Origin of the sequence: Streptomyces sp. NPDC057424 (assembly GCF_042803315.1) — a bacterium.
In the GTDB taxonomy this organism is placed as follows: domain Bacteria; phylum Actinomycetota; class Actinomycetes; order Streptomycetales; family Streptomycetaceae; genus Streptomyces.
Genome location: NZ_JBHVCP010000041.1, coordinates 55,045 through 76,783, shown reverse-complemented (window position 1 = coordinate 76,783; position 21,739 = coordinate 55,045). Strand labels below are relative to the sequence as shown.

Annotated in this window: 26 protein-coding genes, 1 tRNA gene and 3 pseudogenes; 11 read left to right on the top strand and 19 right to left on the bottom strand. The window is 71.8% G+C overall.

Going from position 1 to position 21,739, the window contains the following annotated elements; genetic code table 11:
* Positions 1-165: pseudogene (locus ACFU3E_RS27530) on the bottom strand (3-oxoadipyl-CoA thiolase); the annotation flags it as partial.
* Positions 166-339: 174 nt separating this feature from the next.
* Between ACFU3E_RS27530 and ACFU3E_RS27525 the strand changes: the two are divergent.
* The 4 genes and pseudogenes from ACFU3E_RS27525 to ACFU3E_RS27510 form a co-directional block, all read left to right on the top strand.
* Entirely contained in the window at positions 340-597 is a 258-nt protein-coding gene (locus ACFU3E_RS27525) for a WhiB family transcriptional regulator (RefSeq protein ID WP_384163663.1), read from the top strand.
* Positions 594-1,070, top strand: coding sequence for a Dps family protein (locus ACFU3E_RS27520; protein WP_384163660.1), 477 nt, complete (start codon positions 594-596; stop codon positions 1,068-1,070). The genes ACFU3E_RS27525 and ACFU3E_RS27520 overlap by 4 nt, the downstream gene beginning before the upstream one ends.
* 52 nt (positions 1,071-1,122) lie before the next feature.
* The gene (locus ACFU3E_RS27515; protein WP_384163657.1) at positions 1,123-1,467 is read left to right on the top strand and encodes a DUF3140 domain-containing protein; all 345 of its coding nucleotides are present in this window, start codon (positions 1,123-1,125) and stop codon (positions 1,465-1,467) included.
* Positions 1,464-1,671 (top strand): annotated as a pseudogene (locus tag ACFU3E_RS27510) (endonuclease); the annotation flags it as partial. The gene ACFU3E_RS27515 and the pseudogene ACFU3E_RS27510, both read left to right, overlap by 4 nt.
* A 100-nt stretch (positions 1,672-1,771) precedes the next feature.
* On the opposite strand, the gene ACFU3E_RS27505 reads toward ACFU3E_RS27510, so the two are convergent.
* The 7 genes from ACFU3E_RS27505 to ACFU3E_RS27475 are packed head-to-tail and all read right to left on the bottom strand — an operon-like array spanning position 1,772 to position 8,733.
* A complete protein-coding gene (locus ACFU3E_RS27505; RefSeq protein ID WP_384163654.1) occupies positions 1,772-2,461 on the bottom strand; it encodes an SDR family oxidoreductase in 690 nt (229 codons plus the stop codon).
* Positions 2,458-3,339 (bottom strand): cupin domain-containing protein, encoded by an 882-nt coding sequence (locus ACFU3E_RS27500; RefSeq protein ID WP_384163651.1) that lies wholly within the window; start codon positions 3,337-3,339, stop codon positions 2,458-2,460. The genes ACFU3E_RS27505 and ACFU3E_RS27500 overlap by 4 nt, the downstream gene beginning before the upstream one ends.
* The gene (locus ACFU3E_RS27495) at positions 3,336-4,697 is read right to left on the bottom strand and encodes an amidohydrolase family protein (RefSeq protein WP_384163648.1); all 1,362 of its coding nucleotides are present in this window, start codon (positions 4,695-4,697) and stop codon (positions 3,336-3,338) included. The genes ACFU3E_RS27500 and ACFU3E_RS27495 overlap by 4 nt, the downstream gene beginning before the upstream one ends.
* Positions 4,698-4,738: 41 nt before the next feature.
* A complete protein-coding gene (locus ACFU3E_RS27490) occupies positions 4,739-5,719 on the bottom strand; it encodes an alpha-ketoacid dehydrogenase subunit beta (RefSeq protein ID WP_384163644.1) in 981 nt (326 codons plus the stop codon).
* Positions 5,707-6,684, bottom strand: coding sequence for a thiamine pyrophosphate-dependent dehydrogenase E1 component subunit alpha (locus ACFU3E_RS27485; RefSeq protein ID WP_384163642.1), 978 nt, complete (start codon positions 6,682-6,684; stop codon positions 5,707-5,709). The genes ACFU3E_RS27490 and ACFU3E_RS27485 overlap by 13 nt, the downstream gene beginning before the upstream one ends.
* Positions 6,684-8,009, bottom strand: coding sequence for a M24 family metallopeptidase (locus ACFU3E_RS27480; RefSeq protein WP_384163639.1), 1,326 nt, complete (start codon positions 8,007-8,009; stop codon positions 6,684-6,686). Before ACFU3E_RS27480 ends, ACFU3E_RS27485 begins: the two co-directional genes overlap by 1 nt.
* Positions 8,010-8,061: 52 nt before the next feature.
* Positions 8,062-8,733 (bottom strand): helix-turn-helix domain-containing protein, encoded by a 672-nt coding sequence (locus ACFU3E_RS27475; protein WP_384163636.1) that lies wholly within the window; start codon positions 8,731-8,733, stop codon positions 8,062-8,064.
* Positions 8,734-9,096: 363 nt separating this feature from the next.
* On the opposite strand from ACFU3E_RS27475, the gene ACFU3E_RS27470 reads away from it, so the two are divergent.
* The 7 genes and pseudogenes from ACFU3E_RS27470 (at position 9,097) to ACFU3E_RS27440 (ending at position 14,476) form a co-directional block, all read left to right on the top strand.
* Positions 9,097-9,912: a hypothetical protein gene (locus ACFU3E_RS27470; protein ID WP_384163632.1), complete on the top strand. Its 816-nt coding sequence runs from the start codon at positions 9,097-9,099 to the stop codon at positions 9,910-9,912.
* A 154-nt stretch (positions 9,913-10,066) separates the two neighbouring features.
* On the top strand, positions 10,067-10,879 hold the full coding sequence (locus tag ACFU3E_RS27465) for an SAM-dependent methyltransferase (RefSeq protein ID WP_384163629.1): 813 nt from the start codon (positions 10,067-10,069) through the stop codon (positions 10,877-10,879).
* Between the two features lie 19 nt (positions 10,880-10,898).
* Positions 10,899-11,060, top strand: coding sequence for a hypothetical protein (locus ACFU3E_RS27460; protein WP_384163690.1), 162 nt, complete (start codon positions 10,899-10,901; stop codon positions 11,058-11,060).
* Positions 10,988-11,324 (top strand): annotated as a pseudogene (locus ACFU3E_RS27455) (amidohydrolase); the annotation flags it as partial. The gene ACFU3E_RS27460 and the pseudogene ACFU3E_RS27455, both read left to right, overlap by 73 nt.
* A gap of 76 nt (positions 11,325-11,400) precedes the next feature.
* Positions 11,401-11,937 (top strand): NUDIX hydrolase family protein, encoded by a 537-nt coding sequence (locus tag ACFU3E_RS27450; RefSeq protein WP_384163626.1) that lies wholly within the window; start codon positions 11,401-11,403, stop codon positions 11,935-11,937.
* Between the two features lie 48 nt (positions 11,938-11,985).
* Positions 11,986-13,320 carry a PP2C family protein-serine/threonine phosphatase gene (locus ACFU3E_RS27445; protein WP_384163623.1) on the top strand — a complete coding sequence of 445 codons (1,335 nt, stop codon included), beginning with the start codon at positions 11,986-11,988 and terminating at the stop codon, positions 13,318-13,320.
* Positions 13,321-13,426: 106 nt separating this feature from the next.
* The gene (locus ACFU3E_RS27440) at positions 13,427-14,476 is read left to right on the top strand and encodes an MASE1 domain-containing protein (protein ID WP_384163620.1); all 1,050 of its coding nucleotides are present in this window, start codon (positions 13,427-13,429) and stop codon (positions 14,474-14,476) included.
* On the opposite strand, the gene ACFU3E_RS27435 is transcribed toward ACFU3E_RS27440, so the two are convergent.
* The 11 genes from ACFU3E_RS27435 to ACFU3E_RS27385 form a co-directional block, all read right to left on the bottom strand.
* Positions 14,458-14,531: transfer RNA gene (locus ACFU3E_RS27435), tRNA-Pro, on the bottom strand. The two genes, ACFU3E_RS27440 and ACFU3E_RS27435, sit on opposite strands and share 19 nt — an antisense overlap.
* A 223-nt stretch (positions 14,532-14,754) precedes the next feature.
* The gene (locus ACFU3E_RS27430; RefSeq protein WP_384163617.1) at positions 14,755-15,111 is read right to left on the bottom strand and encodes an MmcQ/YjbR family DNA-binding protein; all 357 of its coding nucleotides are present in this window, start codon (positions 15,109-15,111) and stop codon (positions 14,755-14,757) included.
* Between the two features lie 30 nt (positions 15,112-15,141).
* Entirely contained in the window at positions 15,142-15,660 is a 519-nt protein-coding gene (locus ACFU3E_RS27425; protein WP_384163684.1) for a GNAT family N-acetyltransferase, read from the bottom strand.
* A gap of 5 nt (positions 15,661-15,665) precedes the next feature.
* Entirely contained in the window at positions 15,666-16,238 is a 573-nt protein-coding gene (locus ACFU3E_RS27420; protein WP_384163614.1) for a helix-turn-helix domain-containing protein, read from the bottom strand.
* Between the two features lie 46 nt (positions 16,239-16,284).
* Positions 16,285-17,187, bottom strand: coding sequence for a LysR family transcriptional regulator (locus tag ACFU3E_RS27415; RefSeq protein WP_384163611.1), 903 nt, complete (start codon positions 17,185-17,187; stop codon positions 16,285-16,287).
* Between the two features lie 36 nt (positions 17,188-17,223).
* The gene (locus ACFU3E_RS27410; RefSeq protein WP_384163608.1) at positions 17,224-18,417 is read right to left on the bottom strand and encodes a glycine C-acetyltransferase; all 1,194 of its coding nucleotides are present in this window, start codon (positions 18,415-18,417) and stop codon (positions 17,224-17,226) included.
* A gap of 36 nt (positions 18,418-18,453) precedes the next feature.
* Complete coding sequence (gene tdh, locus ACFU3E_RS27405; RefSeq protein WP_384163605.1) at positions 18,454-19,482, bottom strand: L-threonine 3-dehydrogenase; 1,029 nt, start codon at positions 19,480-19,482, stop codon at positions 18,454-18,456.
* Between the two features lie 181 nt (positions 19,483-19,663).
* Positions 19,664-20,236, bottom strand: coding sequence for a GAF domain-containing protein (locus ACFU3E_RS27400; RefSeq protein WP_384163602.1), 573 nt, complete (start codon positions 20,234-20,236; stop codon positions 19,664-19,666).
* 61 nt (positions 20,237-20,297) lie between these two features.
* The gene (locus tag ACFU3E_RS27395; RefSeq protein WP_384163599.1) at positions 20,298-20,927 is read right to left on the bottom strand and encodes an ATP/GTP-binding protein; all 630 of its coding nucleotides are present in this window, start codon (positions 20,925-20,927) and stop codon (positions 20,298-20,300) included.
* Positions 20,905-21,276 (bottom strand): DUF742 domain-containing protein, encoded by a 372-nt coding sequence (locus ACFU3E_RS27390; RefSeq protein ID WP_333935161.1) that lies wholly within the window; start codon positions 21,274-21,276, stop codon positions 20,905-20,907. Before ACFU3E_RS27390 ends, ACFU3E_RS27395 begins: the two co-directional genes overlap by 23 nt.
* A 2-nt stretch (positions 21,277-21,278) precedes the next feature.
* Positions 21,279-21,710 (bottom strand): roadblock/LC7 domain-containing protein, encoded by a 432-nt coding sequence (locus ACFU3E_RS27385; protein WP_031135180.1) that lies wholly within the window; start codon positions 21,708-21,710, stop codon positions 21,279-21,281.
* Positions 21,711-21,739 lie beyond the last annotated feature (29 nt).

The following is a 21,739-nucleotide window of genomic DNA, read 5'->3' as shown; positions in this document are numbered from 1 at the left end:
GCCCCAGTAGACGTCGTCGATCCGCGCCGGGTCCAGCGCGGGCACGCCGGTGGCCAGGGCGCGGACGACGGTGGCGGCGAGGTCGTCGGGCCGGATCGAGGAGAGGGATCCCCGCAGCTTGCCGAGGGGGGTGCGGCGGGCGGCCGCGAAGTGGACGGGACGCACGAGAGGCTCCTCACACCGCGCATTAATTAGCACTGCTAGTTTCGGACTATAGACCCTGGGCCCGCCCTCTGTGAAGATTCTGCGCCTCCCGAGGTTCCCAACAGGTCATATCGCAGGCGAGACGATCCTCATGCGTCGCGTTTGCACCAGTGCGCCCGGGGCACCCGCGCGTCCATGGAGTGGTTGCGGAGCGCCGCCTGCGTGGACGAGGACCCCGAGCTGTTCTTTCCCGTCGGCACCGCCGGCCCCGCCCTGCGTGACGTGAGCGCCGCGAAGCGGGTCTGCGCGCGCTGCCCGGTGGCCGACCCGTGCCTGAGCTTCGCGCTGAGCAGCGGTCAGGCCTCGGGCGTGTGGGGCGGCACCGGCGAGGAAGAGCGCGACGCACTGCTCCGGACGACCAGGAACGACGCGAGAAGGAGAAGTGCCCTATGACGACCGTGAGGAGCACACTGCCGGACGACGCCCGCAAGGTCTCCTGCGAAGCACTCCAGGACACCCTGGTGGATCTGCTCGGACTCTCTCTGGTCGGGAAGCAGGCGCACTGGAACGTCGTCGGACCGCGTTTCCGGTCCATCCACCTCCAGCTCGACGAGGTGGTCACGGCGGCACGGGACTTCGCCGACACGGTCGCGGAGCGGTCCGCCGCGCTGGGCGTCCCGCCGGACGGCCGGCCGGAGACCATCGCCAAGGCCTTCACGCTGCCCGCCCCGAAGGAGGGCTGGGTGCCCGACTCGGACGCCGTGCAGGTGATGGTGGACGCACTGCAGGAGGCGGTGGGCCGGCTGCGCGAGCGCATCGACACGACCGAGAAGGCGGACCCGGTCACCCAGGACCTGCTGATCAGCATCACCGCGGAGCTGGAGAAGCAGCGGTGGATGTTCGACGCCGAGAACTTCCCCCGCTGACCCGCGGTTGGACGGCACAGATCATCCGACGTACACACGGAAGGGGCAGGCGATGACCGACGCCCTCGAACTCGACGCGCTGTGGGAGGACTTCCACCGCGTGGTGAACATGACCTCGCAGGAACTCGCGGCCTGGCTGCGGGTCCGCGACGCCGACGAGGCCACCGAGCCGCTGCCGGACCAGGCGGGCTCGGCCACCGGGCAGCACGTCCTGGCGATCCTCCAGAAGCGGCGCACCGACCTGACCGAGGACGACCTGCGGGTGATGCGGAAGGTCGTGGACACGGTCACCGACCAGGTGGACCTCGAGAACGAACCCGAGCCCGAGGTGACGGAAGCGGACACCCGACGCCGGCACCGGCTGATGACGGTCGGACACGATCCGCTGAGGGGATAGGCCGTGGGCCGCCGGGAGCGCGTCCACGGGAACTCGTCGGCGCGCACGGCCTGACATACGCGCAGAAGCGGGCATCGGGCTGAAGAACGCCCCGCAGCCGGTGTACCGGCTGCGGGTGCTGTCCCCTCTGCTCAGTGCCCGCATCCGCGGGTCGACGCCCTGGGGCGGGGCGGCTACCGGCGTTACCACGAGCGTACGGCCACCCTCCCCCGAGCTCTTCGAGCAGGGGGTACCCCCCTTCGCTCCGGCGTCGCTCCCCTCGGCGACGGGGCCGAGCAGTGTCCGCGTTCCACCTACAGACCGCTCACCCGAGCAACCATCCCCCGTCCACCGTCAGTTCGACCGCGTTGACCGACCGGTTGCGCAGCAGGAAGTCCACCGCGTCGACCACGTCCGCCATCACGGCGAGCCGCCCGGTGGGGGTCTCGGTGCGCAGCGCGGCGAGCACCTTCTCCGGTTTGGCCTGCCAGTACGGGCTGTCGCCCACGACACCGGGATGCACCGTGTTGACCCGGACCGGAGCGAGCTCGACGGCCAGGGAGTTCATCAGGCCCCGCACCCCCGCGTTGACCGTCGCCACCGTCGTCGCGCCCGGGTAGGGGCGTTCCTTGGCCTGGCCGCCGAAGAGCACGATGGAGCTGTCGTCGTGCAGCCGTTGCCGCAGCGTGTGCACCACTTCCGTGTAGCCGACGAGTTTGAGGGTGACCAGGCGCAGGGCGGCGTCGATGTCGTACTCCGTCACCTTGTTGTCGTCCCGAGAGACGCCCGCGATCACCAGATGGTCGACGCGCCCCAGGCCGGCCAGGGCGCCGGCGATCTCCAGCGGCCGGGCCAGGTCGAGGGCGAGGCCGCGTGCGCCGGCCTCCTTCGCGACCGCTTCGGCCCGCTGGGTGTCGCGGCCGGTGAGGACCACGTCGTCCCCGCACCTGGCCCGCGTGCGGGCGAACTCGAGCCCGATCCCGGACGTTCCGCCGACGACGAGCACACTGCTCATGACTCCTCCTCCAGTGCCGCGCGCAGGTAGTCCCAGTCCCGCGTGAACCGGTACGAGTGCCGTGACGGCGGCTGCGGCGCCTGCGTCTCCAGCCAGCGCAGGGGCCCGTGCCCCGCGTTGACGAACCCGTGCACACATCCGGCGCCCGCCCAGGCCAGATCGCCGGGCTCCAGCCGGTACCGCTCGCCGTCGAGGGTGGCCTCGGCCACTCCTTCCAGGATCAGATACGTCTCCTCGAAGGGATGGTCGTGGGTGCCGATGATCCCGTCGGACGCGTACTGCACCATGAACATGGTCGAGGCGACCGCGCCCAGGTCGCTGTCGACCATCATCTTCACCGTGATCCCGCTGTAGACCATCAGCGCGGTCCGCATGCTGGCCGTGGCGGCCAGCAGGTCCTGGGACTGCTGGCCGGGGTCCATCTGGCCGGGCTCGAAGTGGCCGAAGGAACGGGTGCGCGGGTCGCGGACGTCGACCCGGGCCGGTTCGCGCGCGGGGAGGTCCGGCACGGCCTGGGTGTCGTGTCCGTAGCGGGCGCGCGGCACGGGGGCCAGCATGTCCGCCCAGCGGCCGCCGGTGCTCCCGGCCCCGCGCCAGGCGTGCGGGACACCGGTCGGCAGCAGTCCGTAGTCGCCCTCCTCCAGCAGGTACGAGCCGTCGGGCACGTCGAGGACCAGGGCTCCGTCGAGGACGTGGAAGCTCTCCTCGTACGAGTGCACATGGGCGGGCACCCGGCCGTCCGGGAGCAGTTCGCACAGGCCGAAGCCGGTGTGGACGCTGCCGTCGTCCTCCCCGACCAGCGCCCGCCGCCGGTGGCCGTGGCGGTCGTGGGGCGGCTCGCGCAGGTCGGCGGCGTGGCGCACCAGGTGAGAGGTCATGCCGGCGCCTTCGCTCCCTTGGCCTCCTTCGCCGCGAGGAGCCGGTCGCGGGACTCGCCGACCAGCCGCAGGGCGCGTGCCGTGTCGCCGAGGAGCCTGCCGTCGCGCTTGTGGATCACGCCGTCGACGAGGACGGTGTCCACGTTGGAGACGTCGGCGCACAGCGTGACCGCGGCCGCCGCGTCGTGCACCGGGGCGACGTTCAGGGCGGTGGCGTCGATCGCGACGATGTCCGCGCGCTTGCCGGGGGTGAGGGAGCCGGTGCGGTCCTCCAGTCCGGCGACGTGGGCACCGTTGACCGTGGCGATCTCCAGCATCTGGCGTGCCGTCAGCATGGTGCTGGGGACGGGCATGTTGGCCTGCCAGCAGTCGGCGTTGACGCGGGCGCGTTCGGCGCCGAAGGCCGCGCGGATCTGGGTGAACATGTCGCCGGGCACGGTGGTGACGACGTCGATGCTGAGCGACGGCCGCAGTCCGTGCTCGATGGCCTGCATCACGGGCGGCCAGCCGTGCCCCATCTGGAGTTCCACCTGCGGCGCGATCGACACCGTGCCGCCGCTGCCGGCGACCATCCGCCACTCGTCCTCACTGAGGTAGCAGCTGTGGACGTAGGTGGTGTCCGGGCCGAGCAGCCCCAGGCCGTCGAGCCGCCTCACCATGCCGAAGCGGCCGGCCAGCCGCCCCATGGCCACGTGCACGGTGATGGGGAGGCCCAGTTCGCGTGCCATGGCCCACTCGGCCGCGACGACCTCGTCGACGCAGAAGCCGGGGCCGCGGGTGGCCAGGCCCATGGTCAGCAGGCCGTCGTCGGAGGCGAAGTGCGTCGACCGGATCCGCCGTACGTCGTCCGCCGGGATCGCGACCTTGCTCTCGAACCAGTACTCCGCGAGGGAGGTGTTGGCGCTGCCGTACGCGTACTGCGCCCGAATGCCGGACTCGGCCAGGCCCTGGATCGCCGCGTCCGGGTGCTCGGGGGTGTTGTTGATGTGCGACCAGTCGACGAGCGTGGTGATGCCGGCGTTGAGGCATTCCAGCGCGCCCGCGAGGTTGCCGGCGTACACGTCCTCCGGGGTGTACAGCGGGGCGAAGGTGTCGAGGATGTCGACGAAGTAGTCGTCCAGGGTGGCATCGGGCGCGATGCCCCGGATGGGGGCCTCCCAGGTGTGGCGGTGGGTGTCGACGAAGCCGGGGATCACGAGGTGGCCGGTCATGTCGAGGACCTCGGCGTCGGCGCTGATCTCGGGCTCGACGGCCGCGATCCTGCCGTCCTCGACGAGGACGTCCCCCTGGGGCAGGTCCCCGATGTCCGGGTCCATCGAGATCACGTGACCGGAGCGCAGCAGTGTCCTTGTGGTCATCGCGCTTCCTCCCATGGGGTGTGCGGTGGCGGGTGTGCGGCTCAGTACGCGGCGAGCCTTCGGACCTCCGTGACGACCTTGTCGACGGTCGGGATGACCTGCTCCTCCAGCGCGTCGGCGAACGGCAGCGGGACGCACTCCCCCGCCACCCGCCGCACGGGCGCGTCCAGCAGGCCGAATCCCTCGTCGGCGACGACCGAGACGACGGTGGCGCCCCAGCCGCCCTGGTACGGGTTCTCCTCGACGGTGACGAGCCGGGAGGTCCTGCGCAGTGAGGCGAGCACGGTCGCCATGTCGAGCGGGACCAGGCAGCGCAGGTCGATCACTTCGGCCTCGATGCCCTCCCCGGACAGCACGTCGGCGGCCTTCAGCGCCAGGGGCACCGTCGAGGCGAGCGCGGCGAGGGTGAGGTCGGTGCCCGCGCGGACGACGGCGGCCCGGCCCAGCTCGACGACGTGGTCCGGCGGGGGCGGGGCGCCCTTGGTGGACAGCAGTGCCTTGTGCTCGAAGAAGACGACGGGGTCGTCGCTGCGGATCGCCGCCGCCAGCAGGCCGATGACGTCGGCGGGTGTCGCCGGTGCCGCGATCTTCAGCCCGGGGACGGTCAGGGCCCAGTTCTCGGTGGCCTGGGAGTGCTGTGCGCCGAAGCCGAGCCCGCCGCCGTTGGCGGTGCGCACGACGAGGGGCACGGTCACCTGGCCGCCGGTCATGTAGCGGACCTTGGGAATCTCGTTGGCGAGGTAGTCCCAGCAGCAGGCCAGGAAGTCGGAGAACATGATCTCCGCGACGGGCCGCATCCCGGTCATGGCGGCGCCCATCGCCGCGCCCACGATGGCCTGTTCGGATATGGGCGTGTCCCACACCCGCTCGGGCCCGAACTCCTTCAGCAGCCCCGTGGTCGTCTTGAACACTCCGCCGGCCGCGCCGATGTCCTCCCCGAGGCACACCACCGACGCGTCCCGCCGCATCTCCCGGGCGATGCCCTCGGCGACCGCTTCCCGGTAGGTGATCACGTCCGCCATGCGGCACCCCCGTCCGCCCACACGTCGGTCAGTGCCTCGCGCGGATCGGGCGGCGGCGCGGCCTTCGCCGCCTCCACGGCCCGCTCCACGACGGCCCGGGCCCGCTCGTCGGCCTCGGCGACCGTCTCCTCCCCCACGCCCAGCTCGGCGAGGCGCCCGCGCGCGAGGTCCAACGGGTCGTGCTTCAGCCAGCGCTCGACCTCCTCGGCCGGGCGGTAGGCCGCCGGGTCGGTGCGGCTGTGCCCGTAGTGACGGTAGGTCTCGGCCTCCAGCACGGATGGCCCGTCTCCGGCCCGGGCCCGGCGCGCCAGCCGCTCCACCGTCTCCTCGACCGCCACGACGTCGTTCCCGTCGACGACCTCGCCCGGGATGCCGTAGGCGGGGGCCCGGTCGGCGGCGGGGCGGGGCACGGCCGTGACGTCGGCGATCGGCGTGTACTCCATGTACAGGTTGTTCTCGCACACGAACAGCACCGGCAGTTTCCACACGGCGGCCAGGTTGAGCGACTCGTGGAAGGCGCCGATGTTGGTCGCGCCGTCGCCGAAGAAGGCGACCGAGAGCTGGTCGGTGCCGCGCAGCCGCGCCGACCAGGCCGCGCCCACCGCCATCGGCAGATGGGACCCGACGATGGCGTACGAGCCGAGCATGCCGGTGGCCGCCTTGGTCAGGTGCATGGAGCCGCCCTTGGCCCCGCACAGCCCGGTCGCCCGGCTCATCAGTTCGGCGAGGCACTCCTCGGGGGTGGCGCCCCGGGCGAGGGCATGGTGGTGGCCCCTATAGGTGGCGAACACATAGTCGTCCGGGCGCAGGGCGGCGCTCGCGCCCACGGCGATCGCCTCCTGCCCGGCGGCCAGGTGCGTGGTGCCCTTCACCAGGCCCCGCAGGAACAGGTCGTGGGCGGCCTTCTCCGTCCGGCGGATGACGTTCATCCGCTCGTACCGGTCGAGGAGCGCGCCGGCCTCCATCAGCGGTCCCCGGTGTTGAGGTGGGACTGCGCCTCCCGGCGGGTGTTCAGCTCGCCGCCCACCGTCCAGTACTTGCGCCCGGCCACCAGCAGTTCCTCGGCGGGGAACTTGGTGATGACCTCGCAGCCGTCGGCGGTGACGACCACTTCCTCCTCGATCCGGGCGGCGGACCAGCCGTCGGCGGCCGGCCAGTACGTCTCCAGGGCGAACACCATGCCCTCTTCGAGGACTTCGGGGTGGTCGAGGGAGACCAGGCGGCTGAAGATCGGCTTCTCCCAGATCGACAGGCCGACACCGTGGCCGTACTGGAGGGCGAAGGCGGCGGTCTCGTCGGCGAAGCCGAACTCCTCGGCACGCGGCCAGACCCGCACGATGTCGGCCGTGGTCGCGCCCGGCCGGACCAGGGCGATCGCCTCGTCCATGTACTCCCGGCAGCGCACGTACGCGTCCCGCTGGGCACCGGATGCGCTGCCCACGGCGAACGTGCGGTAGTAGCAGGTCCGGTAGCCGAGATGACTGTGCAGGATGTCGAAGAAGGCCGGGTCGCCGGGGCGGATCAGCCGGTCGCTGTAGACGTGCGGATGCGGTGAACAGCGCTCGCCCGAGATGGCGTTGACGCCCTCGACGTACTCGCTGCCGAGGTCGTACAGCACCTTGCTGACCACGCCGACGCACTCGTTCTCGCGCACCCCCGGACGCAGGTAGCCGTACAGCTCCTCGTAGGCCGCGTCGACCATGGCGCAGGCCTGGGCGAGCAGGGCGATCTCGTCACCGGTCTTGATCCGGCGGGCCTCCAGGAACACCTGCTGTCCGTCGACGACGTCGAGGCCCTCGGCGCGCAGCGCGGCGAGGACCGGCATCTCGGCGACGTCGACGCCGAGGGGTTCGCCGGCGAGCCCGTGGTCGCGCAGTTCGGCGGCGACCTTGGCGGCCACGTCCTCGGCGATCCCGGCGTCCGGGTGGAAGGCACCGCGCAGGGTGGAGATGCCGGCCCGGGCGCCGGTGGGCGGGCCGCCCTTGCCGTCGCCGTGGTCGAGCCACGGGTTGTACAGCTGGTGGTGGCGGGCGGCGGAGCCGAAGTCCCAGACGACCGGTTCGCCGTCGCGCACCAGCAGGGCGAAGCGGATCAGCTTGTCCATCGCCCAGGTGCCGATGTGGGTGGCGGTCATGTAGCGGATGTTGGCGAAGTCGAAGCTGAGCACCGCGCCCAGTGCGGAGCGGTTCAGGGACTCGTGCAGCCGGGCCAGCCGCTGCCGGCGCAGCCGGTCCAGGTCGATGCGCTCTTCCCAGTCGACGGCGTTGGGTCCATATGTGCGGATCGCCATGGCGACCACCCCCACTTCGGAGTGAACGCCCGTGTGCAGTGGGTGTCAAGTCTCACTGAACATCGCCGGACACGAACCAGACGCCCACAGCCGGTACCTCTCCATCGTTGCGGTAGCGGTGGGGCGTCGTCGACTCGAAGCAGACGGAATCGCCCGGCCGCAGGGTGTACTCCTCGAAACCGAGGGTGAGAATCAGTTCGCCGGAGACCAGATAGCCGTACTCGGTACCGGGGTGCCGCATCAGCGCGCCGGAGCCGGAGGACGAGCCGCCGGGCCGGTACGTCACCAGCAGGAAGTCGGCCTCGGCTCCGGGCACCCGCCCCAGGCGCTCCCACACGACCCCCGAGTCCAGCTCCAGCGTCTCGCGCCCGCCCGCCCCGACCAGCGGCCCGATCCGCCGCCCGGGATCGGCGGACAGAGCGGCGAGGGCGTGCGCAACGGTGGCGGGGGACGCGGCGAGCGGACCCTCCCCGGCGCCCTCCCGGACACGCTCCCGGGCCTGGGCGGCCTCCCGGGCGTCGAAGAGGGACTCCACGGAGATCCCCAGCGCCGTGGTGATCGCGTACAGCGTGCTGACGGACGGCTGGCTCTTCCCGGTCTCGATCTGCGACACGAGACTCGCCGAGACACCGATCTCCCGGGCCAGCGCACGCAGACTCGTGCCGCGCTCCAGACGGGCCTGCCGGATCCGCGCCCCGACGGGCGGCACGACGACGGGGGACACGGGCGGCTCCTCTCACGGTCCTGGGTGCACGGCGCGTACGGAGTGTGCAGCTTCATTGAACAGCTCATGCGGTGTGCGACGCCAGAGAGGCCGGGATGCCGCCGGACATCAGCCGGACGGCCTGGAGGCGGCCCGGCCTCTCTCACTGGGCCCGCGACCGCAGGCCCTCTGCGCCCGGTCGCTCCGGGCCGCACCGACGCCGAGACCGCCGCCTGGGCCTGGCAGCACGGGCACGCCAGAGGCCCGGAACGTGAGCCCTGGGCACCCCGGCGGCGCTCACCCGAACGGTCCGATGCCGGTGGTGCGGCGTCGGTGCCGGTGGTGCGCTGAGGGCACGCGTCACCTTCCCAGGAGGCACTCCCGATGACCCGTCGACCGCCCCGGCTTGTCCGCGTCCTCTCCTGCACCCTCGCGGCGGGCACGCTGCTGACCATCGCCGCCTGCTCGGACGACGGCGGCACGGAGGGTTCGCGCGTCGCGGGTGTCACCGCGTCACAGGTCGCCGGGCAGCGCCAGACCCCCTCCCCCACCGCCACCCTCAGCACCGACGGCGCACGGACCGCGCTGATCACCGAGGCGGACATCGAGGACGACTGGACCCAGGTCAAGGACACGGAGGCCAGGAGCTGGCACGACAGCCTGCTCATCGGCACGGTCGACGTCTCCGACTTCCTCACCGCCAAGGCCCAGGCCGCCGACTGCCAGCGGCTGATGGACTCCCTCTTCGACGACGACCTGCTGGGCAGGCCCTCGGGGGCGTCCGAGCTGCGCGGCTTCGAACAGGGCGACTCCCGTCTGCTGTACCAGGTCGCCTCCTACGACCGGACCGACCCGCAGGACTCCCTGACGTGGATGGCGTCCCTGCCGGAGAAGTGCGACCAGTTCACCGTGACCGACGGCGGCGAGCAGCGCACCGTCCAGGTCGTCGACACCTCGCTGCCCCGCCTGGGCGACGCCCGGGAGGGCCTGCGGGTGACGGTACGGGGCACGGCAGGGGGCGATGCGGCCACGCTGACCCTGGACGTCGCCGCCGTGCGGGTCGGCGACGACGCGATCACCGTCACGGCGGGCGGCCTCGACGGGGGCGAGAGCGACTCCGTCGAGCAGGCGGCCGAGCTCGGCACCCAGCGCCTGAAAGACGTCCTGGCCGGAAGGTCACCCGCGGCGAGCCCCAACTGACCACGGCAGCACGTCGGACAGCCCTCTCCTGGCCCGCGGCCCTGACAGCCGTGCCCGCTCCGCCGATTCCCGGGACAGCGTGATCATCGCAGCGGCACAATGGCGTGGGCGACCGCGCTCGGTCGTCCGTGCGAGCGCGAGGAGAGGACGAGTCGTGAGTGATGGCCACACCCCTTCGGGAGGGTCGGCGAGACTGAACACCGGTGTGGCGCACAACGCGCGCGTGTGGAACTACTGGATCGGCGGCAAGGACAACTACGAGGTCGACCAGCAGGTCGGCGAGCACGTCGCCGGCATGTTCCCGATCATCCGGGACATCGCCCGGGCGGACCGGGACTTCCTCGGCCGGGCCGTGTCGTTCCTCGCCGGTGAGCGCGGAGTGCGGCAGTTCCTCGACGTCGGCACGGGACTGCCGACGGCGGACAACACCCACGAGATCGCCCAGCGGATCGCGCCCGACGCGCGCATCGTCTACGTCGACAACGACCCGATCGTGCTGGTGCACGCGCGCACCCTGCTGACCGGCACCCACGACGGCGTCACCGCCTACATCGACGCCGATGTGCACGACCCGGACGCCATCCTCGAACGGGCCGGGCACACCCTCGACCTCACGCAGCCCGTCGCCGTGATGATGCTGGGCATCCTCAACTTCGTCCTGGACGTCGACCAGGCCCGGGACATCGTGCGCCGGGTGATGGCGGCGGTGCCTTCCGGCAGCTTCCTGGTCCTCACCCACCCCACCTTCGACGACGAGCTCGGCGGCGCGGGCCAGATCCCGGCCATGAAGTTCTGGAACGAGAACGCCACTCCCCCGATCACCGCCCGCAGCGGTGTGGACATCGCCGCGTTCTTCGAGGGGCTGGAGGTGCTCGAACCGGGCATGGTGTCGTGCGGGCAGTGGCGCGCCGAACCCGGATCGGCCGTGCTGGTGCCGCAGTACGGCGCGGTGGCCGTGAAACCCTGACGCGTGGTGCCTTCACGGCATGACGGCCGAGGCGGAGTCGCTCCCCGCCGGGATCCTCGCCCACCTGCCCGGTCTCACGGCCGTCACCGCCCCGAGCTCCGCCGGCTACCTGCGGCGTACACGGGCGTCTTCTGCGCGGCCGCGCTGGATGCCGTGCGGCGGCCCGGTGTGGTGGCCGTGAAGTCGGTGGCGGCCTACCGCACCGGCTTCGGCCTGGCCCCGGCCCGCCTCTCGGACGCGGAGGTCACCGAGGCGGCCCGGAACCGGCGAGTTCTACCACCTCGGCGCGCTCGCCTTCCGGCAGGGCCTGGCGGGCCTGCTCCAGGAGCGGGTGGACGCCGACGAGCTGGCCCTGCCGGACGCGCTGCGGATCGCGCGGTGGGTCGGACGGAACAACGCCCTGAGGGTCTACCGGCTGCCGGATCAGGCACGGGAGGACGATTGAACGGGCGTGTGGGTGGTCACAGTTCTCCTGGAGCGGCTACCCAGGAAGTCCGAACGGCTGAAAGTATGATCAAGCAATGTCTGACATGACCGAAACCACGCCCGGCTGGCTGTCCTCCGACGAACTGGAGATGACACGTGCCCGCATGCCGATCCTGTACGTCGAGGCCGTCCCGGTCCGCGTCGACGACAGCGGCGAAGTCACCAGTGTCGGTCTGCTGCTGCGCATCGGCCCCGACGGCACGGTCAGCCGGACGCTGGTCTCCGGCCGCGTGCTGCACCACGAACGCGTCCGCGACGCCCTCCTGCGCCACCTGGAGAAGGACCTCGGCCCGGTCGCGCTGCCCCGCGTCCCGGCGTCGCTCCAGCCGTTCACGGTCGCGGAGTACTTCCCGACACAGGGCATCACGCCGTACCACGACCCGCGCCAGCACGCGGTGTCCCTCGCCTACATCGTGCCGGTGTCGGGCGACTGCCGGCCCCGGCAGGACGCGCTCGACCTGGTGTGGTTCAGCCCACAGGAGGCCGTCTCGGAGGCGTTGCAGAGCGAGATGCCGGGCGGGCACGGGGTGCTGCTGAAGCAGGCGCTGGCGCATGCGGGCTGTGCTATCTGAGGCCTAAGCTCTAACACGTGACCGACCTCCGGCCGTGAGGCGTTCGTGATGGCGGCAGAGCAGCAGGACCGATTCCCGGGGCAGCCGCGCCTGCCCGAGCTGCAGGTGCGCCTGCGCACCGAGCTGGACCGGATCGACGAGCAGTTGCACGGCCTGCTGGACGCGATGGACCGGATGCAGGGTCTGCTGGACGCCGTGGTGGCCATCAGCCGTGAGGTGGAGCTGCCCGCGGTACTGCACCGCATCGTGACCACCGCCATGGACCTGGTGGGCGCCCGTTACGGTGCCCTCGGTGTGCTCAACGCGACCGGTGAGCACCTGGAGGAGTTCATCACCGCCGGACTCTCCGAGGGGGAACGCGCCGACCTGGCCGATACCGGCCTCCCGACCGGCCGGGGTGTGCTCGGCCATCTGATCAGCCACCCCGAGCCCCTGCGGATCGGCGACATCCCGGCGCATGCCTCTTCCGTCGGCTTCCCGTCCGGTCATCCGCACATGCGGACCCTGCTCGGCGTCGCCATCAGTGTCCGCGGCGAGATCTACGGCGACCTGTACCTCTCCGAGCGGCGCGACGGGCAGCATTTCGACGTCCATGACGAGAACGTCGTGATGGCCCTGGCCAGCGCCGCCGGTATCGCGATCGAGAACGTCCGCCTGTTCGAACAGGTGCGTGTGGGAGCCGAGCAGTTCCAGCGGCTGCTGCTGCCCACGCTGCCCGACCTGCGACCGTTCACCGCCGCGGCCGTCTACCGGCCGGCCGCGGAGCCCAGCAAGCTCGGCGGGGACTGGTACGACGCGATCCCACTGCCGGACGACGTCGTGGCGGTCGTCATCGGTGACGTGGTCGGGCACGATCTGCACGCCGCGGCAGCCATGGCCTCCACCCGCAACATGCTGCGCGCCCTGCTCTTCGACCGGGACAGTTCGCCGGGCGCGGTCCTGACCCGGCTCGACCGCACGCTCCAGGCGGTCACACCCAACCCCGTCACGACCACCGCACTGGCCCGGATCGAGCCGGAAGGACCCGGCCGGCGACTGCGCTGGAGCAGCGCAGGACATGTTCCGCCCCTGCTGATCACCCCGGAGCGCCGGGTCGAGATCCTGTCGGTGGAGCCCGGACTGCCGCTCGGGGTCGACCCCGAGGAACCGCGCCCCGACCACTCCCGCTTCCTGCTCCCCGGCACCACACTGGTCTTCTTCACCGACGGCCTGATCGAGCATCCGGCCCGCCCCATCGACGAGAGCCTCGGCGCACTGGCCGATCTCGCCGCGGTCCACTCCGCCCTGCCGCTGCGGGACTTCGTGTGCGCCCTGGCCGATCACCATCCCAGCGACGGTCACGACGACATGGCCATCCTCGCCCTGCGCATCCCGCCCGCCTGACACCCGGGCGCCCTGCGCAGGCCGAACATCCAGTTCAGCGGTGTTGTGGAGGATCCGGGGGATCCAGCGGATGATGGTCGAGGGGATGTCGATGCGGAGGTCGCCGATGACGGTCGCGCGGCAGGCACGGCCCCAGCGCGGCGTCAGGGGCGCCCTGGAGATCTGCGTCGTCGCCGCGCTGTACTACGGCTCCGCCGAGCTGGGACTGCTCCAGCAGCTGGTGCGTGGCCAGGTCACCCCGCTGTGGCCGCCGAGCGGTATCGCACTCGCGAGCCTGCTCCTGCTCGGACCGCGGGTCTGGCCCGGGATCGCCCTCGGCGCGTTCCTGGTCAACATCACTCTGGGGCCGTCGCTGCCGGCCGTTCTGGCGATCGCGGCGGGCAACACGCTCGCACCGGTCTGTTCGTACGCCCTGCTCCGCCGTGCCGGATTCCGCAACGAACTGAACCGGCTGCGGGACGCGTTGGCCCTGATCTTTCTCGGCGCCTTCACCGGGATGCTGGTCAGCGCCACGGTCGGCAGCGGGACGCTGGTTCTCGCCGGTGTGCTGGACGCCGGCGACTTCGCGTCTACCTGGTCGGTCTGGTGGACCGGCGACGCGGTGGGCGTCCTGGCGGTCACGCCCTTGCTCCTCGTGCTCCGCTCGGCCCGACGGCCCCGGGGCGTGCCGCCGGCCCGGTGGGGGGAGGGGATCCTGCTGGTGGCGGCCACGGCCTGTGTCGGTTTCGTCGAGACCAGCAGCACACCGCTGCTGTTCCTCGGCTTCCCCCTGCTGATCTGGGCCGCCTTCCGCTTCCGGCTGGCCGGGGCCGCGCCCTGCGCCCTCGCCGTGTCGATCTTCGCCATCGTCGCGGCCGGGCAGAAATCGGGCCCGTTCGCCGGCCATGACCTGTTCACCAACATGATCACTCTGCAGGCGTTCAACGGTTCCGCCTCGTTGACCGCGCTGCTGCTCGGAGTGGCGGTCAGCGAGCGCGCCCAGACCGAGAGGGAGATCGCGCAGGCGTGCGGGCAGCTCGCCGAGATGGCGACCAGGATCGCGACCAGCGACCGTCGGCCGGGGCTCTCCGCCGGGAGAAATGATCAAGAGGCCGTATCCGTGGAATCCGATACGGCCTCTGACTCACTGCCTCACCGTCGGGACGACAGGATTTGAACCTGCGACCCCTTGACCCCCAGTCAAGTGCGCTACCAAGCTGCGCCACGTCCCGTTGCCCGTCTGACCTGGGGATTCCCCCGGCCTAACGCGCAGGGAAACAATACCGCACTCGCGCCGGTGATCGCGCATCCGTTTCCGGTCGGTGCCGCTTTCCACAATGCCGACCGAGGCCGCACGCGGAGGGCAGGCCCGCCCCGGGCCAGGGCCGGTTCCTGCCGCCGAAGGGCCATGCCGAGCACCGCCGGGAAGGCGGTCCGGGTGAGATCAGGAGGGCGTCACCGCGCGGAGAGACCGAGCCGCGGATGAGCCTCCAGGAGCCGGGCCGGGGCCGCCTGGCGCCAGGAGTCGGCCAGGATGTCCCTCAACTCGCCCTCGTCCTCGAGCGCGTCGAGCCGGGCCCGCACCCAGGCGAACTGGGACTCGTGGTCGGCGATCCAGAACTTCTCCGGCTCGGCGAGCACCAGTTCGTCGCGCTCCTCCTTGGGGCAGCGCACGGCGATGGAGGTCTCGTCCTCCGGCAGCGTGGCGAACATCTTTCCCGCGACCCGGAACGTGGGCATGCTCCAGGCGATCTTCTCCGTCGTGTCCGGCAGGGACAGGGCGATCCGTCGTACGTCTTCGGCATCCGGCATGCCAGGCACCGTATCGGCTCCCACTGACAATCACCTGGTGAGAGCGGTTGCCGGTACGCGCTTGTAGTAGATCGTCGTCGACCGCGGCACTCCGGCGGGGTCGGCCGCGTAGTCCGGGATCGCGCCGGCCGGGGTCCAGCCCGCGGACCGGTACAGCCGCTCGGCGGGACTGCCGGTCTCGGTGTCCAGGTGCAGCAGGGTGACACCGGCCGCCGCGGCCGCCTCCTCCGCGGTGGCCAGGAGCCCGCGGCCGAGGCCGCGCCCACGGGCGTCCGGGTGCACCATCAGCTTCACGAGCTCGGCGCGGTGACGGCTGTTGGTCTTGCCGGGGAAGGCCAGGCTCACGGTGCCGTGCACCCGGTCACCGTCGCATGCCGCCCACACGGCGAGCCGGCCCGCGGCGACATCGGCGGCCCGCGCCTCCCACCAGGCCAGGGCCTCCGCGCGGCCGAGCGGGGCGAGGAAGCCGACCGAGGCGCCACCGTTCACGGTCTCGGCCAGCAGATCCGCCAACTCCACAGCGCATTGCAGTAGTTGAGCCTCGTCCAGGCTGATCACGGCCGCACCACCGCCAGCAGGTACCGGACGCCCTCGGAAGCGGCGCACCGGAACCGGGTCGGGCCCCACACCCGCATCCGCAGGCAGTCACCGGCGTCCAGGCGGTGTTCGGTGTCCTGCGCGGTCACTTCCAAAGCTCCCTCCAGGACCCAGATGTGCTGCTCCAGTCCGGCCACGGGCGGACGGTCGTAGGCGATGTCGGCGCCGGGTGAGAGGCGGGCTTCGACGAGCTCGCCGCGCAGGGCGGGATGCGGGGGTGACACGGACCGCCGCACGAACCCGGAGGCGCGGTCCTGCCACAGGGGCTGGCCGGTGGAACGGACGACGGTCTCCGGTTCGGCCTCGACCTCGCTGAGCAGCTGGGACATGGTCCGCCCGTAGACGGCGCACAGGCGGTTCAGGAGGGAGGCCGTGGGGCTGGTCTCCGCCCGCTCGGCCCGGGACAGGGTGGAGCGGCTCACCCCACTGTGGTCCGCCAACTCTCCCAGGGACCAGCCGTGTTCGGCGCGCAGCTCGGCCAGGCGTGCGCCCAGCCGGGCGTCGACGGGATCCGTCTCGTCGCTTCTCATATCCGGGACGCTATCCCCGATATGAGACAGCGGTGTTACGGGCCGCTCACACCCGGGCCGCCGCGCCGAGCGCGTCCAGCACCGGGCGGATCAGAGGGTGGTCCTCGGCTCCCCTGCGTACGGCGGCGAAGACCCGGCGGGTGGGAGCCGTCCCGTCGACGGGGCGTACGACCACTCCCGTGAGGTCCATGCCGCGCAGCGCCGAGCGCGGTACGAGAGCGACGCCCGCGTCGGCCGAGGCGAGGGCGACGACCGCGCGGAAGTCGTCCGAGGAGTGCTCCATGCGCGGCTGGAAACCGGCGCTCTCGCAGGCCAGGACCACCACGTCGTGGCAGGGGTTGCCGGGGTACGGGCCGATCCACGCGTCCTTGGCCAGTTCCGCGAGCGGCACCTCCGCCGCGTCGGCCATGCGGTGGGTGACCGGGACGACCGCGTCGAAGGGCTCGGCGTACAGCGGTACGTGGGTCAGTCGCGGGTCGTCGGCGGGCGGGGCCCCGCGGTACTCGACCGCGACCGCGACATCGACCTGCCGGTCCAGCACCATCGGCAGGCTGGCGTCGCCCTCGGCGTCCTGGACGCGGATGTGGATCCCGGGCGCCGACCGGGCGAGACCGGCCACGGCGGGCGCCACGACCAGGGCGATGCCGGTGGCGAAGGAGGCGACCGTGACGGTGCCGGCCGCTCCCGAGCTGTACGCCGCGAGCTCGGCCTCGGCCCGCTCCAGCTGGGCGAGGACCGCGTTGGTGTGGTTGAGCAGGATCTCGCCGGCGGGGGTGAGCCGTACGCCCTTGGCGCCGCGCTCGACGAGCCGGTGGCCGGTCTCCTGCTCCAGGGCGGCGAGCTGCTGGGAGACGGCCGACGGGGTGAGATAGAGCGCGGCGGCAGCCGCCGTCACCGTACGGTGGTCGGCCACCGCCCGGAGGATGTGGAGCCGCCGCGCTTCGATCATGCGATCGATTGTCTCAAATGCACCCCGTGCTGCCGGTCAGCCCTCCAGCTCGGCCCGTGCCGCCACGAAGGCGTCGACCGCGCGGTGGACGTCGTCCGTGGAGTGCGCGGCGGACAGCTGGACACGGATCCGGGCCTGGCCCTGCGGCACCACCGGGTACGAGAAGCCGATGACGTAGACGCCGCGCTCCAGCAGCAGCTCCGCCATGCGCCCGGCGACCGCGGCGTCACCGATCATCACCGGGGCGATGGCGTGGTCGCCGGGCAGGACGTCGAAGCCCTCCTCGGTCATGCGGCTGCGGAACAGGGCGGTGTTCTCGGCGAGCCGGACGCGCAGGTCGTCGGCCGCCTCCAGCAGGTCGAGAACCTTCAGGGAGGCCGCCGCGATGACCGGGGCGAGCGTGTTGGAGAAGAGGTACGGCCGGGAGCGCTGGCGCAGCAGGGCGACGATCTCGGCGCGGGCCGCGACATAGCCGCCGGAGGCGCCGCCGAGTGCCTTGCCGAGGGTGCCGGTGATGATGTCGACGCGGTCCATGACGCCGTGCAGCTCGGGTGTGCCGCGGCCGCCGGGGCCGACGAAACCGACCGCGTGGGAGTCGTCGACCATGACCATCGCGTCGTAGCGGTCGGCGAGGTCGCAGATCTCGCGCAGCGGAGCGACGTAGCCGTCCATGGAGAAGACGCCGTCGGTGACGATCAGGCGGCGGCGCGCGTCGGAGGCCTCCTTCAGCCGGGCCTCCAGCTCGGCGAGGTCGCGGTTGGCGTAGCGCAGGCGGCGGGCCTTGGACAGGCGGATGCCGTCGATGATGGAGGCGTGGTTGAGCGCGTCGGAGATGACCGCGTCCTCCGGGCCGAGCAGCGTCTCGAACACGCCGCCGTTGGCGTCGAAGCAGGAGGAGTAGAGGATCGTGTCCTCCTGGCCGAGGAACGCCGACAGCCGCGCCTCGAGTTCCTTGTGCACCTCCTGGGTGCCGCAGATGAAGCGGACGGAGGCCATGCCGTAGCCCCAGCGGTCCAGGGCCTCGTGGGCGGCGGCGACGACCTCGGGGTGGTCGGCGAGGCCGAGGTAGTTGTTGGCGCAGAAGTTGAGGACCTCGCCGGGGCGGCCGCCCGCGGTGACGCCGACGGTGGCGGACTGCGGTGTGCCGATCACGCGCTCGGGCTTGTGCAGGCCGGCGGCGCGGATCTCGTCGAGGGTGGCGCGCAGGTCGTCGCGCACGGAGTCGAACATGAAGAGGCTCCTGGGGTGCTTGCGGTGAAGGGGGGGTTACGCGGTCCAGTCGAGGATGACCTTGCCGCCGCGGCCGCTCGCCGCGTCCTCGAACGCCGCCTCGTGGTCGCGGTGGCCGTAGCGGCCGGTGATGACGGGCGCGAGGTCCAGGCCGCCCTCCAGCAGGACCGACATGGCGTACCAGGTCTCGAACATCTCGCGGCCGTAGATGCCCTTGATGGTGATCATCGAGGTGACGATGCGGGACCAGTCGACGGGGAACTCCTGAGCGGGCAGGCCGAGCATCGCGATCCGGCCGCCGTGGGTCATGTTGGCGATCATGTCGCGCATGGCCTCCGGGCGGCCGGACATCTCCAGGCCGATGTCGAAGCCCTCGCGCAGTCCGAGCGTGCGCTGCCCGTCGGCGATGGTGGCGCCGGAGACGTCGAGCGCGAGGCTCACGCCGATCTTGCGAGCCAGCTCCAGCCGCTCCTTGCTGACGTCGGTGATCACGACGTTGCGGGCGCCGGCGTGCTGGGCCACGGCGGCGGCCATCAGGCCGATGGGGCCCGCGCCGGTGATCAGGACGTCCTCGCCGACGAGCGGGAAGGACAGCGCGGTGTGCACGGCGTTGCCGAACGGGTCGAAGATCGCGGCCACGTCCAGGTCGACGGGCACCCGGTGCACCCAGACGTTGGCGGCGGGCAGCGCGACGTACTCGGCGAACGCCCCGTCCCGGCCCACACCCAGCCCCACGGTGGCCCGGCACAGGTGCCGGCGGCCGGCCAGGCAGTTGCGGCACTTGCCGCACACCAGGTGGCCCTCGCCGCTGACCCGGTCGCCGATGCCGATGTCGGTGACGTCCCGCCCGGTCCCGACGACCTCGCCGACGAACTCGTGCCCGACCACGAGGGGGGTGCTGATCGCCTGCTGGGCCCAGCCGTCCCAGGCCCGGATGTGCAGGTCGGTGCCGCAGATTCCGGTGCGCAGCACCTTGATGAGGACGTCGCCGGGCCCGACCGTGGGCTCGGGGACGTCCGCGAGCCACAGCCCGGGTTCCGCCTTCTGCTTGACCAGCGCCTTCACCGCTATGGCTCCTGTGGATGAGTCCCGGCTCCGGGCATGCCGAAGGAACCCCTGGACCGGGAGAGGAGTGGGATCGCACAGCAATCTGCCGTACGCCGGCAGTACCGGTCCATCGAGGATTTCTTAAGCGCCGCCTCAGCTTTCCTTCACGCCCTCGAAGGGCCCCGCGGGAACCCGGGCTTCAGTAGGGCGGCAGGCCGTCCCGGCTCTCCAGCGCCATGACGAGCTGCGCGGCGTGGTCCTTGATCGCCGTCAGGCCCGGCTTCCCCCACGGCCGCGGCTCGACGTCCGCGACGCTGACCGTGCCCAGCACCAGGCCCGTGCCGTCGAGGAGCGGTGCCCCCAGATAGGAGCGGATGCCGAACTCGTCGACCACGGGATTGCCCGCGAACCGCGGATAGTCGCCGACGTCCTCCAGGGCGAGGGCCTTGCGGCGTGCCACCACATGGGGGCAGAAGCCGTGGTCGCGGGGCAGGGTACGGCTGAGGCGCGGGCTGGTGCCGTCGCTCCGCACCACCGGCGCGACAGCGGGCACATGCAGGCCCGCGTAGAACTGCCCCTGCTCGTCAGGGAGGTTGACCATGGCGTACGGCGCCCCGGTGAGCTCGGCGAGGCGGTACGCGAAGGCGTCGAGTGCGGGTTCGGGGCGCTCCCCCAGACCCAGTCGGCGCAGTCGGCGGGTGCGGGCGGGGGCCTCCTTGTCCTCGGGTGTGAGCAGCAGACGACCGGCCGGGCGCGGCGGGTCGTAGGTCATGGGCGAGCTCCCGGGCTGTGGGCTTGCGTCATGTACGGGCTCCGTGGCGGGTGTGAGGGGGTCACCTGTGGGCGCCGTACCCCGTCGCGGGGGCCGGCGTATGGGCGATGAGATGGCGCACCAGGGTCAGCAGGGTCTGGACTCCGGAGCTGGAGATCCGCGCGTCGCAGCACACGACGGGGACGTCCTCGGACAGGTCCAGGGCGCCGCGCACCTCCTCGGGGTCGTAGCGGTGGGCGCCGTCGAACTCGTTGACGGCGACGATGAAACCGAGGCCGCGCTGTTCGAAGAAGTCGACGGCGGCGAAGCACTCCTGCAGCCGGCGGGTGTCGGCGAGGATGACCGCGCCGAGCGCGCCCTCGCACAACTCGTCCCACATGAACCAGAACCGCTCCTGTCCGGGCGTGCCGAACAGGTACAGCACATGCCGGGGGTCGAGGGTGATGCGGCCGAAGTCCATGGCCACGGTCGTCTCGACCTTGTTCTCGATGCCGTCGAGGTTGTCGGTCGCGGCACTGACGGTGGTGAGCAGTTCCTCCGTGCTGAGCGGCGCGATCTCGCTGACCGCGCCGACGAAGGTCGTCTTGCCCACGCCGAACCCGCCCGCCACCAGGATCTTCAGCGCGGTGGGGAACGGGTCGGAGCCGTGGCCCGGTCCGTCGGTGTAGTCAGAGCTGTCGTCGTAGTCCATCGAGCACTGCCTCCAGAAGGGCCCGGTCCGTCGGGTTGTGGTGGAACGCGGGGGGCTTGGTGGTCAGCGCCCCGCAGTCGACGAGGTCCGCCAGCAGCACCTTGGTGACGGCCACCGGCAGTTTGAGATGGGCGGCGACCTCGGCGACGGCGACGGGCACCCGGCACCGTTCGAGCGCCTGCGTGTGCTCGGGGCCGAGATAGCCGAGGGGGGTCGCCCCGGTGGCCATCACCTGCGACACGAGGTCGAGCGCGACGGTCGGACGGGTGCGGCCGTTGCTGACCGTGAACGGCCGCACCAGCCGCCCGGCAGCGTCGTCGAGCCAGGGCCCGTCACCGGCCGCCGTCACGCTCAAGGCCTCATCGCCGGGGATTCGACGGACTGCCGGGGAGCGGTCACCAGGTAGGGGCGGACGCTCTTGACCAGCATGGCCATCTCGTAGCCCAGCACGGCCGCGTCGGCCTCGCGGCCGGCGAGCACGGCCAGGCAGGTGCCCGAGCCCGCGGTGGTGACGAACAGCAGGGTCGAGGCGAGTTCGACGACGACCTGCCGCACATCGCCGCCGTCGCCGAAACGGACACCGGCGCTGCGGCCGAGGGAGTACAGGCCGGAGGCCAGGGCGGCCATGTGGTCGGCACTGTCCGGGTCGAGGCCGTGCACGGACTTCACGAGCCCGTCGCAGGACAGGAGCACCGCGGCACTCGTGTGCGGTACGCGCTGCACGAGGCCGCTCATCAGCCAGTCGAGATCGGATACATGGGCGGTCGGCGCATCGCTCGCCATGGTGGATCGACTCCTTGGGGTACGAAGGT

What these genes read in the sequence shown, in the direction of transcription:
- ACFU3E_RS27525 (WP_384163663.1), top strand. Translation starts at nt 340, where the DNA reads ATGGAGTGGTTGCGGAGCGCCGCCTGCGTGGACGAGGACCCCGAGCTG.
- ACFU3E_RS27520 (WP_384163660.1), top strand. Translation starts at nt 594, where the DNA reads ATGACGACCGTGAGGAGCACACTGCCGGACGACGCCCGCAAGGTCTCC.
- ACFU3E_RS27515 (WP_384163657.1), top strand. Translation starts at nt 1,123, where the DNA reads ATGACCGACGCCCTCGAACTCGACGCGCTGTGGGAGGACTTCCACCGC.
- ACFU3E_RS27505 (WP_384163654.1), bottom strand. Translation starts at nt 2,461, where the DNA reads ATGAGCAGTGTGCTCGTCGTCGGCGGAACGTCCGGGATCGGGCTCGAG.
- ACFU3E_RS27500 (WP_384163651.1), bottom strand. Translation starts at nt 3,339, where the DNA reads ATGACCTCTCACCTGGTGCGCCACGCCGCCGACCTGCGCGAGCCGCCC.
- ACFU3E_RS27495 (WP_384163648.1), bottom strand. Translation starts at nt 4,697, where the DNA reads ATGACCACAAGGACACTGCTGCGCTCCGGTCACGTGATCTCGATGGAC.
- ACFU3E_RS27490 (WP_384163644.1), bottom strand. Translation starts at nt 5,719, where the DNA reads ATGGCGGACGTGATCACCTACCGGGAAGCGGTCGCCGAGGGCATCGCC.
- ACFU3E_RS27485 (WP_384163642.1), bottom strand. Translation starts at nt 6,684, where the DNA reads ATGGAGGCCGGCGCGCTCCTCGACCGGTACGAGCGGATGAACGTCATC.
- ACFU3E_RS27480 (WP_384163639.1), bottom strand. Translation starts at nt 8,009, where the DNA reads ATGGCGATCCGCACATATGGACCCAACGCCGTCGACTGGGAAGAGCGC.
- ACFU3E_RS27470 (WP_384163632.1), top strand. Translation starts at nt 9,097, where the DNA reads ATGACCCGTCGACCGCCCCGGCTTGTCCGCGTCCTCTCCTGCACCCTC.
- ACFU3E_RS27460 (WP_384163690.1), top strand. Translation starts at nt 10,899, where the DNA reads ATGACGGCCGAGGCGGAGTCGCTCCCCGCCGGGATCCTCGCCCACCTG.
- ACFU3E_RS27450 (WP_384163626.1), top strand. Translation starts at nt 11,401, where the DNA reads ATGTCTGACATGACCGAAACCACGCCCGGCTGGCTGTCCTCCGACGAA.
- ACFU3E_RS27445 (WP_384163623.1), top strand. Translation starts at nt 11,986, where the DNA reads ATGGCGGCAGAGCAGCAGGACCGATTCCCGGGGCAGCCGCGCCTGCCC.
- ACFU3E_RS27440 (WP_384163620.1), top strand. Translation starts at nt 13,427, where the DNA reads ATGACGGTCGCGCGGCAGGCACGGCCCCAGCGCGGCGTCAGGGGCGCC.
- ACFU3E_RS27430 (WP_384163617.1), bottom strand. Translation starts at nt 15,111, where the DNA reads ATGCCGGATGCCGAAGACGTACGACGGATCGCCCTGTCCCTGCCGGAC.
- ACFU3E_RS27420 (WP_384163614.1), bottom strand. Translation starts at nt 16,238, where the DNA reads ATGAGAAGCGACGAGACGGATCCCGTCGACGCCCGGCTGGGCGCACGC.
- ACFU3E_RS27415 (WP_384163611.1), bottom strand. Translation starts at nt 17,187, where the DNA reads ATGATCGAAGCGCGGCGGCTCCACATCCTCCGGGCGGTGGCCGACCAC.
- ACFU3E_RS27410 (WP_384163608.1), bottom strand. Translation starts at nt 18,417, where the DNA reads ATGTTCGACTCCGTGCGCGACGACCTGCGCGCCACCCTCGACGAGATC.
- ACFU3E_RS27400 (WP_384163602.1), bottom strand. Translation starts at nt 20,236, where the DNA reads ATGACCTACGACCCGCCGCGCCCGGCCGGTCGTCTGCTGCTCACACCC.
- ACFU3E_RS27395 (WP_384163599.1), bottom strand. Translation starts at nt 20,927, where the DNA reads ATGGACTACGACGACAGCTCTGACTACACCGACGGACCGGGCCACGGC.
- ACFU3E_RS27385 (WP_031135180.1), bottom strand. Translation starts at nt 21,710, where the DNA reads ATGGCGAGCGATGCGCCGACCGCCCATGTATCCGATCTCGACTGGCTG.